General features: G+C 46.0%; 10 protein-coding genes. 8 read left to right on the forward strand and 2 right to left on the reverse strand.

Annotation, left to right across the window (positions count from 1 at the left end; translation table 11 throughout):
• Positions 1-398 precede the first annotated feature (398 nt).
• Both malQ and INR79_RS26355 read right to left on the reverse strand, forming a co-directional pair.
• Entirely contained in the window at positions 399-2,585 is a 2,187-nt protein-coding gene (gene malQ / locus INR79_RS26350) for a 4-alpha-glucanotransferase (RefSeq protein WP_223097787.1), read from the reverse strand.
• Between the two features lie 88 nt (positions 2,586-2,673).
• Positions 2,674-5,133 carry a glycogen/starch/alpha-glucan phosphorylase gene (locus tag INR79_RS26355; RefSeq protein ID WP_223100326.1) on the reverse strand — a complete coding sequence of 820 codons (2,460 nt, stop codon included), beginning with the start codon at positions 5,131-5,133 and terminating at the stop codon, positions 2,674-2,676.
• 634 nt (positions 5,134-5,767) lie between these two features.
• Between INR79_RS26355 and malT the strand changes: the two genes are divergently transcribed.
• The 8 genes from malT (at position 5,768) to rsgA (ending at position 16,360) form a co-directional block, all read left to right on the forward strand.
• Positions 5,768-8,479 carry an HTH-type transcriptional regulator MalT gene (gene malT, locus INR79_RS26360; RefSeq protein WP_223097789.1) on the forward strand — a complete coding sequence of 904 codons (2,712 nt, stop codon included), beginning with the start codon at positions 5,768-5,770 and terminating at the stop codon, positions 8,477-8,479.
• A gap of 25 nt (positions 8,480-8,504) precedes the next feature.
• Positions 8,505-9,197, forward strand: a complete 693-nt coding sequence (locus INR79_RS26365) for a hypothetical protein (protein ID WP_262415431.1) — start codon at positions 8,505-8,507, stop codon at positions 9,195-9,197.
• Between the two features lie 612 nt (positions 9,198-9,809).
• Positions 9,810-10,730: a DUF368 domain-containing protein gene (locus INR79_RS26370; protein WP_045964957.1), complete on the forward strand. Its 921-nt coding sequence runs from the start codon at positions 9,810-9,812 to the stop codon at positions 10,728-10,730.
• Positions 10,731-11,014: 284 nt separating this feature from the next.
• Positions 11,015-13,231, forward strand: coding sequence for a M14 family zinc carboxypeptidase (locus INR79_RS26375; protein ID WP_223097791.1), 2,217 nt, complete (start codon positions 11,015-11,017; stop codon positions 13,229-13,231).
• Between the two features lie 281 nt (positions 13,232-13,512).
• A complete protein-coding gene (locus tag INR79_RS26380) occupies positions 13,513-13,947 on the forward strand; it encodes a hypothetical protein (protein WP_223097794.1) in 435 nt (144 codons plus the stop codon).
• A complete protein-coding gene (locus INR79_RS26385; protein ID WP_223097796.1) occupies positions 13,940-14,545 on the forward strand; it encodes an SCO family protein in 606 nt (201 codons plus the stop codon). Before INR79_RS26380 ends, INR79_RS26385 begins: the two co-directional genes overlap by 8 nt.
• A gap of 4 nt (positions 14,546-14,549) precedes the next feature.
• Positions 14,550-15,032, forward strand: a complete 483-nt coding sequence (locus tag INR79_RS26390) for a copper chaperone PCu(A)C (protein ID WP_223097798.1) — start codon at positions 14,550-14,552, stop codon at positions 15,030-15,032.
• A gap of 284 nt (positions 15,033-15,316) precedes the next feature.
• A complete protein-coding gene (gene rsgA, locus INR79_RS26395; protein ID WP_223097799.1) occupies positions 15,317-16,360 on the forward strand; it encodes a ribosome small subunit-dependent GTPase A in 1,044 nt (347 codons plus the stop codon).
• Positions 16,361-16,384 lie beyond the last annotated feature (24 nt).

Consider the following 16,384-nt stretch of genomic DNA (forward strand, 5'->3'; position numbering starts at 1 on the left):
ACAGCGTTACCGCACAGGTATATTGAAAGCGATTCAGTCTAGCATGGATGCCAGAAAGTGAAAGCCAATGCATATTAATGCTAGGGTCTGTTAACCTTTCGAGCTGATTTTTGCAGCCATTTGTGGATTCTTTATACAAGGCAACGCTTATTCGGTGTAATCGTTCTACATCAATAAGCGGTAACGCAGTAGAAAGGAGCCACAAATGCTGCCCGAAGGGTTCAACTAGGCGTCCCCGGTCTATACCCTTTACTCTTTGTTGCAAGGTATTTACTTAGAATGACTAAGCTAAAGACCTTGCGCCGCGATTAAAACACATAGAACTCGAACAAAATTTAACCGCGAAAGGTTAACAGACCCTATTAGCCTAAAACATCATTCAGGCTACTGGCTTTTGTTTAACGCTGCTTTCTAAGCTCTGTTAAACGTTCTGCTAACTGATGGATATTATCCTTGGCAAATATGTCATCCAGATTAGAGGACAACTTACGACGCCAGTTAGGGTATTCATCCACAGTGCCCGGAATATTGACGGGTTTGTCCATCTCTAACCAATCTTCGAGCTGAATACTGAGTAACGCACTGCTACCAGCAGCAAGGTGCATTTGAAGCGCCTCACTCAGGTGTCTGTCCATCGGGACTTTAGAGGCATCTCGACCCACACCTTCCGGTAAGTAACCATGCCACGCCACGCTATTCAGAATCTCTTGTTTGGAGCGAAGACGATCATCAAACAGTTTATTAAGCTGCTCTTCATCGGGGTACAAACCCAGCTCTTCCCCCATTTTTAAGTCGTCGCAATGCCAGAAACCTCTCAGGGTTGGCATATCGTGAGTACAGAGGGCAGACATCGACTGCTCAGCATAGTGTTGAGGTGAGAAGTACCCACCGTCTTCCGCCACTTCGAAGAAGAACACTTTGTATGAATGAATGCCCGCTTCAGATAGCAACTCGACAATTTCATCAGGCACGGTTCCCAAATCTTCGCCGATAACGGAGCACTGGTGGCGATGACTCTCTAATGCCAGCAGTGCCAGCATCTCTTTCACTGGGTAGTAGATATACGCACCTTCTGATGCGTTTTGCCCTTTAGGAACCCACCAAAGACGCAATAAACCAAGAACATGGTCAATTCGCAGTGCTCCGCAATGAGTCATGTTTGCTCGTAACAGCTCAATGAATGGCTTGAACTTTCTCGCTTGCAATTCCTGTGGATTCAACGGTGGAAGCCCCCAGTTTTGCCCCAGCGGACCAAGAATATCTGGCGGTGCCCCTATGCTGACGTCCTGACACAATTCTCCCGTATCTGCCCAGGTTTCAGAACCTGAATCCGCGACACCAACCGCCAGATCCCGGTACAATCCAACCTGCATACCCTTCTCTTCTGCAAGTAACTGCGCTTCTTTGATTTGGCAGTCCGCTAACCACTGCAGGTAAAGATGTAGCTGAACCAAATCCTCATGGTCGACAATAAACTTTCTTACCGCCGGGCTATGGTATTTGCGATATTTTTCAGGAAATACCGGCCAACCCCATGTATCACTGTCATCTTCTTTAAGATAGGCATGCAGGGCGTCAAAGGTCGCCTGCTGCAACAAGCTCTGTCCGCCTTGATCAACAAACGAAACAAATTCAGTCGCACGGTCGGTATTTTTCTCAAGGTGACGTCGTTTAAATTCTGTGTAGAGAATGGGCAGGACACTCATCTTCAGTGCCGAGACTTCACTATAGTTGACCCAGTGGGATTCTCTGGCTTCCTGTAGCCTCTGCTGAAACTCAGCACTTCCCACCAATGCCTGAGCGTCGCTGCTAAGTGCAAATTCAGGAACCGAACTGACATCAATATAAAGAACGTTTAGCCAGCGACGAGATGATGGGCTGTACGGGCTTGCGCCTTCAGGGTTAGCTGGGAACAGAGAGTGGATCGGGTTGAGACCAATGAAATCGCCACCACGCTCCGCTACCTGGCTCACGAGTTGTTTCAGGTCACCAAAATCGCCCATTCCCCAGTTATGAGAGGTTCTTAAGGTGTACAACTGAACGCTCGGTCCCCACATTTTTTCGCCGCACAGCAAAGGTTCCTGTTTGTAGCAGCGCTTAGGGGCAATAACCAGAGTCATCTCATAAGGTGCTTTTCGACGTTTACGAGTAATACTAAGTTTGTGATAACCCCACGACAGGTTGTTTGGCAGCGCAAAAACTAAAGGACCGCCTGATTTTCGCTTGTCGCTGACGATCTGGGACTGGAGATATCCTTCCAGCATCTCACCGTTTTCGGTTTCCAGACGCCAGCTAAACTCGCTTTCTCGGGCACTGGCGCCCAGATTCAGTTCAATATGAACATCCTGATCGTCGGTCAGAATGAGGATCGGTTCGAGAACCGGTTTCTTGTGCTTCTTCTCGGCAGATGCTAGCAAAGCCTTGTCATTCGAGACGTCGTAGCCGAGTGAATTTAGTAAATGCGTAATGGTATCAATAGAAACATCGGTTTCCTGCCCCATGGCATTAATGTACTTTTCTGCAATGTTCGCTTTGATCGCGACTTGTTTAATAGCCTCTGGCGTTGTTTTTCGGACTTCTTTCATTATTTTCTCCGGAGGTGACTTATGCCCTCTTTTTCGCTGACTGTGGATACCTTGATAAAGTCGGTATCCACAGTTTCAGCAACAAGCGTTATGAACGTTTTACTGCTTCCAGTTTCCAGATGTTGTTTACGTAATCTCGAATACTGCGGTCGGAACTGAATTTACCCACTAGCGCAGTGTTCAGAATCGCTTTGCGTGCCCACCCTTTCTGGTCTCGGTACTGCGCATCCATATCTTCATGCGCTTTGATATAAGAAGCAAAGTCCGCCAGAACCAGATATGGGTCCCCTCCATCTAATAGGCTTTCATAGGTTGCTGCCAGACGACCCGGTTGCCCCGGTGTGAATTCGTCCCCAACAAGAAGATCCAACGACGCTTTCAGTAAATGGTCCGCATGGTAGTAATCGTATGGGTTGTAGCCTTTTTCACGTAATGCCTGAACCTCATCCACTTCTAAACCGAAAATGTAGATGTTGTCGTCTCCTACTTCTTCACGAATCTCTACGTTTGCTCCGTCCATCGTACCTATGGTCAGTGCGCCGTTGAGGGCCAGCTTCATGTTTCCGGTTCCTGAGGCTTCTTTACCAGCGGTCGAAATCTGCTCTGAAACATCCGCAGCAGGGATGATAATTTCAGCCATACTTACGCGGTAATCAGGCATGAACACCACTTTCAATTTGTGCTTAACACGATTGTCGTTATTGATTTTCTCAGCCACTTTGTTGATGGCGAAGATGATCTCTTTTGCAAGGTGGTAGCCGGGTGCTGCCTTTGCTGCGAAGAATACGACACGAGGTGCCATATCGAATTTCGGATCATTAAGCAATCTGTGATAAAGCGACAGAATATGTAGCAAATTCAAGTGCTGACGCTTGTATTCATGCAGACGCTTGATTTGCACATCGAAAATGGCGTTAGTATCCAGCTCAATGTCCATATTCTCTTTAACCCAGTCTGCCAGACGCTGCTTATTAGCTTGCTTCACACGCATAAAGTCTTGCTGGAAGGTTTCATCGTCTGCGAATTTTTCTATCTTTCTCAACTCATCGAGATCAACGATCCAGTCTTCCCCAATCTTACTGGTAATCAGATCAGATAATTCTGGATTACAGAACTTCAACCAGCGTCTCGGGGTAACTCCGTTTGTGACGTTTTGCAAACGCCCGGGGAACATCTCGTTAAACTCTGGGAACAGATCTTTCTTTACCAGAGCAGAGTGAAGCGCGGCCACGCCATTAACGGCATAAGATCCGACAACACAAAGGTTCGCCATACGAACCATGCGGTGCGTACCTTCTTCAATGATCGACAGTTTGCGCATCTTATCGACATCACCCGGCCACTTCTCTTTCACATCGTGCAGGAACAGGTGATTAATGTGATAGATGATCTCCATATGGCGGGGAAGTAAGCGTTGCAGAAGCGCTTCGCTCCAGGTTTCCAACGCCTCTGGCAGCAAAGTGTGGTTGGTATAAGCGAAGGTTTTCGTACAGATCGCCCAGGCATCATCCCACTCAAAATCGCTCTCATCCACCAGAACTCGCATCAGTTCGGGGATCGCCACTGTTGGGTGAGTATCGTTCAACTGAATGGTTTCGTATTTTGGTAAGTCTTCGAGCGAATGACCATTCGCCTGATGGCGGTGAAGGATATCTGCCATTGAGCAACGTACATGGAAGTATTGTTGCATCAGTCGAAGCGTTTTGCCTTTTTCGTGGTTGTCGTTCGGGTATAGCACCTTAGTGACGTTTCCGGCATCGATAAGCGCATGCTGCGCTTCAAAGTAATCGCCGTTATTAAAGCTTTCCAGACTGAATGGCGCTATTGCGCGACATTCCCAGAGTCTCAGTGGGTAAACGGTGCGGCTCTGGTATCCGACAATCGGCATATCCCAAGGCATTCCCTGAACATACATGCCCGGCTTCCAGCGACGCTTTTCGACGCCGTCATCATTCACGTAAACATCCACGTGACCGTAAAATCCGGCTTGTTGTGCCAGTTCCGGACGCGCGACTTCCCATGGGTAACCTTCAACTCCAGCCCATGCATCTGGCGCTTCTTTCTGATGGCAGTCTTCAAAAGACTGACGAAACAATCCGTACTCATAATGCAGACCATACCCCACTGTCGGGAATTGTTGCGCGGCACAAGAATCCATAAAGCAGGCGGCAAGTCGACCCAAGCCACCATTACCCAGTGCCGGATCGCGTTCGTTTTCTAAAATATCAGTCAGGTTCTGCCCTAACTCTTTGACGACCTCATCGACAACGTCATACAGCCCAAGGCTAATAAGATTGTTACCGGTAAGACGACCGATCAGAAATTCAAGAGACAGATAGTTAACGCTTCGGGCATTCTTAATTTTTGGGTCGTTTTCTGTCTCTAGTAAGTCAAATGTGGTTAATTCTGCAAGCGCTCGACCTGTCGCCAAATACCATGCTCTTTCTGATGCATTTTCAACGGTGGTCGCATAAGTGGCAGCCAAATGCTTTTTTACTGCGTTTTTGAACTCTTCTTTATTGAAATTCACGTGCTCTGTCGGCTTCATTTGGAATTCTCGCTGTTGGTTTTCCATGTCCCCCCAAGCTACTCACGCATCGGACTACCAGACGCCGCTAACCTGAATCAGTCGAGCCATCCGCGGACGAAAATTCAGCACAAGAAAGCTAACTTGGGTTCAAAATTTGTTGCTCCGTATTAAGGGCTGTTGATCCTAAAGACCGGAGCGTTGTTTATCTTCAGCCGAACACGCGAGCAAAACATCATCCTGAATGAAAGGAGGAGGAGGAGGAGGATTAAGGGCGTAGGTAGTAGAGCGAACGATATTGGTGAGCCAATGAGCAAAACTTGTGCAAACGATTCATGGATGGTGATTTACTTCACCTTTTTAATGCAATAGAACCTACATTGAGAAGTTTAAGTAGCTCCCACGCAAATTATATTCGACAAATGAATCAATACGGTGCAGTTATTGTCACTTTACGCAGCGATAAATTTCTCTTTTTATGTGTTTACTTATTAAATTCCTCTGGAAAGTTGAGCCATAAATAAGATCTAAATCACACTATTAAGGCGTAGTCCTCCCCAGAATATCCCCTATCTTTAGATTTAAGAGATCGATCAAGGATGGTGAGAACCCCTCCTCGTAGTATCCGGCGTAGAAAACATCAATAAGAAAAATTATGTGGATTCCCTCTAAACTTACTCGCCCTAAACGCTTGCACAACGCCATTATTCGCCCAAGAGTTCTTGAGCTGTTGAAACAGGCTCCGCACTACAAACTGATTCTATTTCGCTCTCCTGCTGGTTATGGCAAAACGACGATGGCTGCTCAGTGGCTGGCAGAACAGCCAAACGTTGGCTGGTTTAGCATCGACGACAGCGACAACGAGAGCTTTCGCTTTGTGAACTACTTTTTGCGGGCATTGAACGTCGCAACCGACAATGCTTGTCGCAAATCTCAGTCTCTGGCGGAAAAGCGTCAGTTTTCCTCCCTTAAGACCCTGTTTAGCGAGGTGTTTGCTGAAGTCAGTCAGGTTACAGAAAGCTGTTTTGTCGTTCTGGATGATTACCACTGTATCGAGAATGAAGAAATCCATGAAGGCATGCGCTTCTTCCTTAAACATTTGCCAGACAACATTACACTGGTCGTAACCAGCCGTGCACTGCCGCCGTTGGGTGTGGCTAATTTGAGAGTTCGCGATCTGATGATCGAAGTAGATAACGACTCGCTGGCATTCGACAACGAAGAAACCGCTCGCTTTTTCAAACTCCGTGTAGCAGACGGGATTGACGACTCCACCGCCAACGCATTGCGTCATTATGTCGAAGGCTGGCCTTCTGCATTACAGCTCTTTGCCTTACAGGCTCAACATCAGAAAAAGTCTCTGGTGCAGTCTGCTGAAACCTTATCTGATTTCAACCATACGCACCTTTGGGATTATTTACTCGAAGAGGTGTTTGAGCTACTGGATTCAGAAACCCGCCAGTTTCTTATGCAGTGCTCCGTATTCGATACGTTTAATGATGTGCTGGCATCAAAGGTAACAGGCCGGGAAGACGCGCTTGGAATGATCGAAACACTAAATCGATTCGGCCTATTCATCTATTCGCTTGAAGGAGAACAGAACTGGTATCGATTCCACAATCTGTTCGGTGAGTTTCTTAGTCACGAGCGTCAGACCCACCTCCCCGCACAAGACAATAAGCTGCATATCTCTGCTGCTCATGCCTGGCTATCATTGAAAAATCCGGATCAGGCTTTGAGTCATGCCTTAAAATCGAAAGATGATGATCTGATTGTGGACGTACTGGATAAACACGGCTGGGCAATGTTCAATAAGGGTGAACTGGTTTTACTTGATCGAGCGTTGGAGTATTTACCACCCGAAAAAAGATTCAGCCAGCCCAGCCTTGCTCTGCTGCGTGCGTGGCTAGCCCAGAGTCAGCACCAGTATGATAGGGTCGCCTCACTGCTTACAGAAGCCGAGCAACAGCTAAAGTTAAACAATATAGAGCTCACCAATAATGATCAGGGTCAGGTCAATGCCCTACTCGCACAGGTGGCAATTAATCAGAATGAACCAGAGAAAGCGCAGACGCTGGCAGATTTAGCACTGAGCCAGCTTTCACCAACAACCTATCGCAGCCGAATAGTCGCAACTTCCGTTATGGGAGAAGTGAATCACGTATTAGGGCACCTAGACCGCGCCTTACCCCTTATGCAGCAGACCGAAAAGCTGGCGAGACAGTATCAGATCATTCCCCAGGCTTTATGGGCACTGCTTCAGCAGAGTGAAATACTAATCGCTCAGGGATACGTTCAGGCCGCTTATGAAGTTCAGGACAACGCATTAAAACTGGTGGAAGAACAGCATTTACACCAGCTTCCGCTTCACGAATTTTTGCTTAGAATTCGAGCTCAGGTACTTTGGGGCTGGAACCGACTGGATGAAGCTGAGGACTGCGTCCACAGAGGTCTGGATGTTCTGGGTAAACATGATCAAAGCAACCACCTTCATGGCTACTCTATGCTTGCACGCATTGCCATTGGACGAGGTGAACTGGATAAGGCATCGCGCTATGTCGATCAAATTTTGCACCTGATTCAGCTTTCTGATTACCACATTGACTGGAGTGCAAATGCTTCACTTTCACTGTTGCTTTTCTGGCGGGCGAAAGGAGCAACACAAGAGATTGAACAGTGGCTTGGTAACGTCCATCGCCCGACTGACGCAAGAAACCACTTCAGCCAGCTTCAGTGGCGAAACATTTGCAGAGCCTACGCAAGCTTAAATATGCTTGAAAAGGCTAGAGATACATTGGCATTTTTGCAAAGCGAGGCATTGAAAGCCAACTTGGTCACCGACCAAAACCGCAACCTGATCGTTGAAGCGTCTATCCAAATACAATTAGGCGATTCGGCTTCTGCCGAGAGTGCATTAGAACAAGCCATTAAGCTGACCACTCAAACAGGTCTTGTTGGGTATTACCTAATCGAAGGTGAAATCTTGATCTCGCCGCTGCAAAAACTGCTCAGCAACGACAAAATAGGTGACTTAGAAAAACACCGTATTCAGCAGCTACTCAAAGACATCAGTAGCAGGAACCGAAACCGATCGGTGCATTTTGATGAACAATTGGTAGAGAAACTGGTGAATCACCCCAATGTGCCGGAACTGGTTCGAACCAGCCCCCTAACTCAAAGAGAATGGCAGGTTCTAGGGCTAATCTATGCTGGTTTGAGCAATGAGCAAATCTCGCAGGAGCTGGACGTTGCAGGAACCACCATCAAAACCCACATTCGCAACCTTTACCAAAAACTGGCGATTGCCAATAGAAAACAGGCAATAGAAACTGCCGAAAATCTTTTGCATTTAATGGGCTACGCATGAAGCCTAAAGAAACGGACAAGGAGGTATGATGCTAGTTGAGTGGCACCCAAAAAGGTTGTGGTATTGCGATACCACAATTCGTCGTCATGGGGTTGATTGTCTTCACCGGATGATAGTGGTTAAGCGCGCTGACGGGACGCTTATCATCATTAATCCAGTGGAACTCACCACTCAGTTGCAACTGGTTCTGTCTGATCTTGGTCTTATAAAACAGATCTGTATAACTTCACCTACCTATCACCCTACACTGTCTGAATGGTGGCTTGCCTATTCCGAGGCGCAGTTTCTCGCCACACCAACAGTTATTCAGCAGCGTTCGGATCTGCATTTCGATGATGCACTCTCCTCACAAACTCATAAATCGTTACAAGGTGAACTGCTTCAAACCTCTCTGTTAGGCTCAAAGTTACCCAGAAAGGTAATTTTTTGCGATCCGCAAAGCCGAACGTTAATCCTGCCAGATTTGCTTTTAGCCAACCAACCCCATCTACCCTTACCTCAGCGCCTGGTTACCGTTATTTTGGGTGCCGGTAAAAGCATTGTTTTTCCCTTTTCTGACAGAACTCAATTCGAAAGAATGTCTCTCCTAAGAGCATCGATTCAGGAAGTGTTGACTTGGCCAATTGAGCACATAATTTCAAGTAATGGACTGACAGTAGGCAAAGACGGGAAAAATGCTTTCTATCAGGCATTTCGATGGGCATTTGTTTCCGACTAAGTCCTTCCAACTCATTTTAATCACTCAACTCATCTTTACTTTTGTGAAGTGCATTCAAATCCAAATTGGGAAGAAGTTGAGCTATAGAGCACAGTTTTTTCTTCATTTTCGCATAATGCAATTCCCATTTTGCAAATCACTGCAAAATGTAAAACAGATCGCATATTATGTTGACTTAATTGTCAGCAGTTGCAGTCGCTTTATCGACCATTGTCACAAAAATGAGAGTGATAAAAGAAATGTCATGAATATTTAAAAATATTCTTTTAATACAGAGGCTTATATTGATTTTATGGTTGTTTAGGCAAAAAAATAGCCAACCGCAATAGGGCGATTGGCTTATATTTTTTGTGAACAAATCGGGTTCACTAACAACGTCAGTTGGCTAGGTGACCCTCGGCTTTAATAAGGGTCACATGTATAAATGCAATGGGTGTGCCAACTTTTCAAAACTAAAATCTAAGTTACTGTAAATGACTCATTACTCAGTCGGAAAATAGCGCCACCTCTGAACACAACTGACATACATCCTCATTAATATGTCGCTTTTCTTCATTGGTTTTCTATATCATAATCCATTCAACCTTTTATCGAAGAGAATGAACGACCTAAATGAATCTTTTAAAAACCTTTTTTAAAGGTGTTGCCATGGGTGCTGCCGACGTAGTACCAGGCGTGTCTGGCGGTACAATCGCATTTATCACAGGCATTTACGACACGCTTCTGGAAAGCATTCGTCGTGTTAACCCTTCTATTATCGGCATTTGGAAAAGAGAAGGTTTTAAAGCCGCCTTCGACCACATCAATGGTTTGTTCCTTATCACTCTGTTCAGCGGCATCATTCTTAGTATTCTGACGCTTGCCAAACTTATCTCGTGGCTCTTGGTTGAACACCCGATTCCACTTTGGTCATTCTTCTTCGGTCTGATCTTGATTTCAGTTGTGCATGTACTGAAACAGGTTGAGAAGAAGAACATCGTGACTGGCGTTTTCTTATTGCTAGGTGTCGGCTTTGCTTACACCATCACTGTCGTCAGCCCTCTTCAGATGGCGGATACCAGTTTGAATATCTTCATCGCAGGAATGATTGCTATCTGCGCCATGATTCTTCCTGGTATTTCGGGCAGCTTCATTCTTTTGCTGCTGGGTATGTATGGTCCTATTCTAGCTGCGGCAAAAGGATTACAGATCGACGTTCTGATGTTGTTCATGCTGGGCTGTGTAGTGGGTATTCTGAGTTTCTCTCATGTTCTTTCATGGCTATTGAAAAACTTCAGAGACTACACGCTGACATTTTTAACAGGTCTTATGTTGGGTACCCTACCGAAGATCTGGCCATGGAAAGAGACAATCTCCTGGCGCACTAACTCCAAAGGGGAGCAGGTGCCGTTGGTTCAACACAATCTGTCTCCGTTTGAATTCGAATCTGTTATTCAACAACCGTCTCAACTGACTCTTGCCATCGTAATGATGCTGGTAGGTATCGGGTTGGTTTGGGGGCTTGAGAAAGTCGGTTCGCGAACTGAATCATAATTTCGATTTTCAAAGATCTTACCTAACCAATGCCAGTCAGCGAACCTGACTGGCATTTTAATTTGAGGATTACGCCGCTTACCCCCACCAGCTAAACACCTCCAGTTTACGAGGAATTTCTTCCCTCCAATATCTCACTTTTTTTGGAACAAACGGCTGATTTTTCAAAGTAAACTGCACAAATTGCGTCCACTTTTGAAACCCGAGCTTCCCTCACAATACTCTGACATTTGTCTATATTTCAGCCTTACATTTTACCCTGACACCTCAGTCAGGAGAATATAATGAAAACGGAAAAAACAAAGAAAGTACTGCTTTCAGTCACTGCACTTCTGCCGACGATGATTGCAGCCAATCTCGCGTTAGCTGCGAGCCCGGATACACAAAAAATCGAAAGTTTGATACGTCAGGAAATGAACGATACTTCCAGTATCTACACAGTTAAGGCTCCAAACCCCGACTTGTATCGAAAAGCACTGATTTCACTCAAATCCAAAGTTCTCGAATCCGATGAGACTAAGATGACTTTCATCATGTCAGTGTCGGATGAAGAGAAAAACGACCTAACACGTCTGGGATTTAAGTTCTCTGATGCTCAGAACTGGATCAATAAGCGAAATGAGAAACTGGAAAAGAGAATCGACAACATTCAGCGTCGCGCTCGCTCTAACTCAGCCCCTCTGAATACGGGTCAGATACAAGGCATTCCAGGGTACTCTTGCTATGAAACGGTTGAAGAAAGCTATTCGGTAGCCAGAGGGTTTACCACCACCTACCCAAATCTTGCGGAGTGGAAAGACGTCGGCGATTCCTTTGAGAAGACTCAGAGAAATGGCGGTTATGATATTTTTGTGCTGAAGCTGACGAATAAAGCTAAAGCTGGCAATAAACCCGCGCTGTACATTAACTCTGCGATTCACGCTCGCGAATATACAACTGCTGCGCTGACGCTGGATTTCGCCAGATACCTGTTAGAAGGGTATGGAAATGATGCTGATGCCACCTGGATTCTCGATCATCATGAAATTCACTTAATGATTCAATCCAACCCCGATGGCAGAAAAATGGCAGAAAGCGGTCTGTCCTGGCGAAAGAATACCAACACGAATTATTGTGGACCAACAAGCAATCAGCGTGGTGCAGACCTGAATCGGAACTTTACATTTAGTTGGAATAGCACCACAAACGGTTCGAGTGGTAATCAATGCGACAATACCTATCGCGGAACTAGCCCGGCATCCGAACCAGAAACCAAGGTTATCGAGGCTTACGCAAGAAACCTATGGTCTGACCGACGAGGTCCTAACATCAATGATGCTGCACCACTGGATACCAGCGGTATTCACCTTGATATTCACAGTTACAGCGAACTGATGCTCTGGCCATGGGGAGGAACCCAGCAAGCGGCACCAAACGGCCCTCAGTTACAAACTCTTGGTCGGAAACTGGCGTACTTCAACAACTACTACCCAACACAATCCATTGGTTTGTACCCAACAGACGGTACCAGTGATGGAGTGAGCTATGGCGAGCTGGGTGTGGCTGCGTTTACTTTTGAACTCGGTAAACAGTTCTTTGAAAGTTGCAGCAGCTACGAAAACAAGATCAAGCCCGACAACCTGAAAGCTCTGATTTACGCTGCCAAAGTTGTCAGAACGCCTTATGTCACACCTTCTGGTCCTGACACAACTCAAGTGAATATCAGTAACGGTGCGTCCGGCTCTGGCGTCAATGCTGGTACTCAACTCACAATAACCGCTACGGCTTCGGATACCCGATACAATAATCGCAATGGTACTGAGCCCTCGCAAAACATTGCTGCAGCGGAGTACTACATTGATGTTCCGCCTTGGGACACTGCAAATAACCCGACACCAATCGCGCTGAACGCAGTAGACGGATTTAATCAAAAAACAGAGCAGGTTACAGGGGTTATTGATACTACCGGCCTGTCCGAGGGTAAGCACATGGTATATGTGCGAGCGAAAGACTCACAAGGTAACTGGGGACCCATTACCGCTGAATTTGTGAATATCCGCTCGGGCGGCACCAACCCTCCTGCAACTGGTTACTGTGACACAAAGAGTGGCAATGCACGATATGAGTGGATCCAGCAAGTAGACGTAGGCAACTTCTCGCATCAATCTAATGCTGCAGTCTACAGCGATCATACGGAATCTAAGATCAACAAATCCATTGCTGTCACATCGGGGCAAAACAGCCTTACCCTGACTCCGGGGTATTCTGGAAGCACGTATCGTGAGCACTGGAAGGTTTGGATCGACCTGAATCAGGATGGTGATTTTGAAGACGCAGGAGAAAGTGTATTTGCGACTTCATCCGCCGCTGCTGGGAGCGTAAACGGTACGTTCAATGTCCCTGAATCCGCTAAAAAGGGGAAAACAACCATGCGCGTTGTTATGAGCTACAACTCAATTAATAGTGCTTGTGGGACATTCAGATACGGTGAAGCTGAAGATTACACAGTGGATATTCAATAAGAAACCACGTGTAAACACTGCTTGGCTTAGCTTTTAGAATTAAGCAGGACACACTTAAAGGTTGTTATCAAAGGCTCTAAGCGCTCACGCTTAGAGCCTTTTTCTTTTCAGGTAGATCGATCCAGCTCTCGATAAAGTATACGCAATCGTTTTGCTTATTTCCTTCGCCGATTTATTATTCGAATGAATACACGATAGTCACATTCTGACGTAAATACCCTTACGTACCGTATTCTATGTGCTAGCATTCACGCGTTTATAAATTAATAACTTAACCACACATGCTCCAAAGACTGATTCCTGTTTCTTTAATTTTTCTGGCGATGCTGGCAGGCTATTTCGCCCCGACCATACTGGCGCAGTTCTTACCTGACGACCAAGAAGTGGATCTTGCGGAATACTGCATGCTTTCGACTGAACCCTGCAAAACAGACGGTGCCACCATTGTACTGGAGCACGACTCCACCAAACCGCTGGAGCCAACTCGTATTTTTGTTGTCTGGCCGGAAAGTACCGCACAGTCTCTGACTCTTGAGATGGAAGGGCTTGAAATGGATATGGGGGTTGTTAAGTTCCGGTTGGAAAATCAGGGGAATGGCAACTACGAAGGTGAACTCATGTTGCCCGTTTGTACTCTGGATGCCATGACCTGGTTAGGTAAACTCAGTAACGGCGATGAGAACGTAAAAACTGCAGTAAGGATGACACATGAATAAAAACTGGGCACTGGCGCTGGTTGTGGCTTTCGCACTTGGCGTTTCTTTAAAAGTATATTTTGATCAGCAGAGTGAATTAGTTAATCAGAATGTTCAGTCTGCTGACAGCTCTGTCACACTATTCGGAGCCGACGAAACACCTGTTAACCTCTACGATCAGGCTGACAGCCGAGTTCGTGTTATTTACTTCGGTTTTACACGTTGCCCTGACGTCTGCCCTACTTCACTTGCGATGCTGGCAGGCGCACTGAATCAACTGGACGATGCGGATAAAAATCAGTTCAGACCGCTGTTTATTTCGCTGGATCCTGAACGAGATGCTCCGCAGCTCGCCAGCGAATACGCTTCATATTTTCATAAAGACATCGAAGGGCTTTCTGCACCTTTAGATGTTACAAAACCATTAGCCAGCAAATATGGCGTTATTTTTAGAAAGACCGAACTGGAAGGTTCTGCGTTGGAATATACGCTTGACCACAGTTCTTATTTCTACTTTTTGAAGCCCGATGGAAGTTTAATTACTAAAGTTCCTCACGCTCTTTCTCCTGCACCTGTATTGGCTGCTATGAAAGATATTTTAAAGGATAATCAAGGATAAGCTGATGAAACGTAAAGCTCTTCTACTTGCCGCTCTGACCCTTGCTCCAATGGTTGGCGCAGCGCATCATGATCACAACCACAAATCTGAAGGTTTGATGATTCACGAGCCTTATGTGCGTGCCACACCACCGAACGCGCCAACCAGCGCCGCATTTATGCATATCATGAACACTTCAGATAAAGACCGTGCCATTGTATCTGCCACAACACCTGTGGCGGGTCGTGTGGAACTTCACACAGTGATTACTGAAGGTGATGTAATGAAAATGCGCCAGGTAGACAGTATTGAGATCCCAGCTAATGGTGATGTTTCCCTGAAGCCAGGTGGATTGCATATCATGTTGTTTGATCTTACTAAGTCCCTAAAAGAAGGGGATTCTGCAGATCTGACTTTAACTTTTGCAAATGGCGAAGTTAAAACCCTGAAAGCGCCGATTAAGAAGGTGATATCAGGCATGAAACACAAGCACGATCATCATCACTAAGTTGCTAACGTAAAGTTTCAGCGATATGATGCACAGGAGCTCAAACAGAGCTCCTGTTTTATTTCTACCAAAGATAAGGAGACATGATGATTGTATTCAATACCCACCCGGCAAAAGAAAACGTTCGTCGATAAATTCATTAGCTTTTAATTCGCGATTCCTTTCTGTTGCCCGGTGATTCTCAGCCGGGGTCTATGCGTCTTTTCTGACGTACATCCAATGTAATTCGACCCCAATACCATTGTATATGGCGCATTCGTGTGCGCGTTGTCTGGGGAAGACAAATGAATTCAAACTACACTTTGCCACAACTTGGATGGCAACCATTTTTTCAACAACAACTGACTTTAGAAGACTACGAAATTCACCGTATTGCACGTGTTGCTGCTCATCACCGTTCTCAATATGAGGTGTGGACTGAGCAAGGTTCCGTGTTTTTACCTGTAACATCCAGTCTTCCTGAAATGACAGTCGGTGATTGGGTACTTCTGACTTTAGAAAATCAGTTTGCCAAACTGCTTGACCGAAGCTCCCAACTTTCTAGAAAAGCGGCTGGAACTAAGGTTCAGGAGCAGTTAATTGCAGCAAACCTCGACACTCTGTTTATTGTGAGTTCACTGAATGCCGACTTTAATTTAAGCCGGATTGAACGTTATCTGGCACTTGCGAAAGAAAGTGGCATTCAGCCAGTCGTCGTGCTGACTAAGAGTGACTTAAGCGAGCAAACCGACGAGCTAATTGCTCAGACACAGAAGCTAGATTCATTGATGACAGTGACCGCCATTAATGGTTTAGACGAACTGAGCGTCGAACAACTTCGTCCCTGGTGTAAAGCAGGTACTACGGTTGGCGTCATCGGTTCTTCCGGTGTAGGTAAGTCGACTCTGATCAATACGCTTTCTGGGAAAAACTCTCAAAAAACATCGGGAATTAGGGAAGATGACAGCAAAGGTCGACACACAACAACGTCTCGATCCATGCATCAGATACCTAACGGAGGTTTGATTCTGGACACACCTGGGATGAGAGAACTTCAATTAGCTGACTGTTCTCAGGGTGTGAGCATCACCTTTTCCGACATTGAAGAATTAGCGCTGCAATGTCGATTTAGTGATTGTCAGCATGGAAGTGAACCGGGTTGTGCCATCAAAAAAGCCATTCAGAATGGTGAGTTAGAGGAAAGGCGACTGAATAATTACTTTAAGCTTCTTCGAGAGCAAGAGCGCAATGGTGCGACTCTCGCAGAGCAAAGGCAAAAATTTAAGTCACTGACCAAGATGTATCGAAGCGTTCAGTCTCACCGCAGGCATCAGAAATCCATGGAGTGATGCCCGAGCCGGATTTAATTGTCT

This window comes from Vibrio sp. SCSIO 43132, assembly GCF_019904195.1.
GTDB lineage: Bacteria > Pseudomonadota > Gammaproteobacteria > Enterobacterales > Vibrionaceae > Vibrio > Vibrio nigripulchritudo.

Excerpts from the sequence above, each read along its gene's own strand:
- malT (WP_223097789.1), top strand. The coding sequence starts at position 5,768 with ATGTGGATTCCCTCTAAACTTACTCGCCCTAAACGCTTGCACAACGCC.
- INR79_RS26355 (WP_223100326.1), bottom strand. The coding sequence starts at position 5,133 with ATGAAGCCGACAGAGCACGTGAATTTCAATAAAGAAGAGTTCAAAAAC.
- malQ (WP_223097787.1), bottom strand. The coding sequence starts at position 2,585 with ATGAAAGAAGTCCGAAAAACAACGCCAGAGGCTATTAAACAAGTCGCG.
- INR79_RS26380 (WP_223097794.1), top strand. The coding sequence starts at position 13,513 with ATGCTCCAAAGACTGATTCCTGTTTCTTTAATTTTTCTGGCGATGCTG.
- INR79_RS26365 (WP_262415431.1), top strand. The coding sequence starts at position 8,505 with ATGATGCTAGTTGAGTGGCACCCAAAAAGGTTGTGGTATTGCGATACC.
- INR79_RS26390 (WP_223097798.1), top strand. The coding sequence starts at position 14,550 with ATGAAACGTAAAGCTCTTCTACTTGCCGCTCTGACCCTTGCTCCAATG.
- INR79_RS26375 (WP_223097791.1), top strand. The coding sequence starts at position 11,015 with ATGAAAACGGAAAAAACAAAGAAAGTACTGCTTTCAGTCACTGCACTT.
- rsgA (WP_223097799.1), top strand. The coding sequence starts at position 15,317 with ATGAATTCAAACTACACTTTGCCACAACTTGGATGGCAACCATTTTTT.
- INR79_RS26370 (WP_045964957.1), top strand. The coding sequence starts at position 9,810 with ATGAATCTTTTAAAAACCTTTTTTAAAGGTGTTGCCATGGGTGCTGCC.
- INR79_RS26385 (WP_223097796.1), top strand. The coding sequence starts at position 13,940 with ATGAATAAAAACTGGGCACTGGCGCTGGTTGTGGCTTTCGCACTTGGC.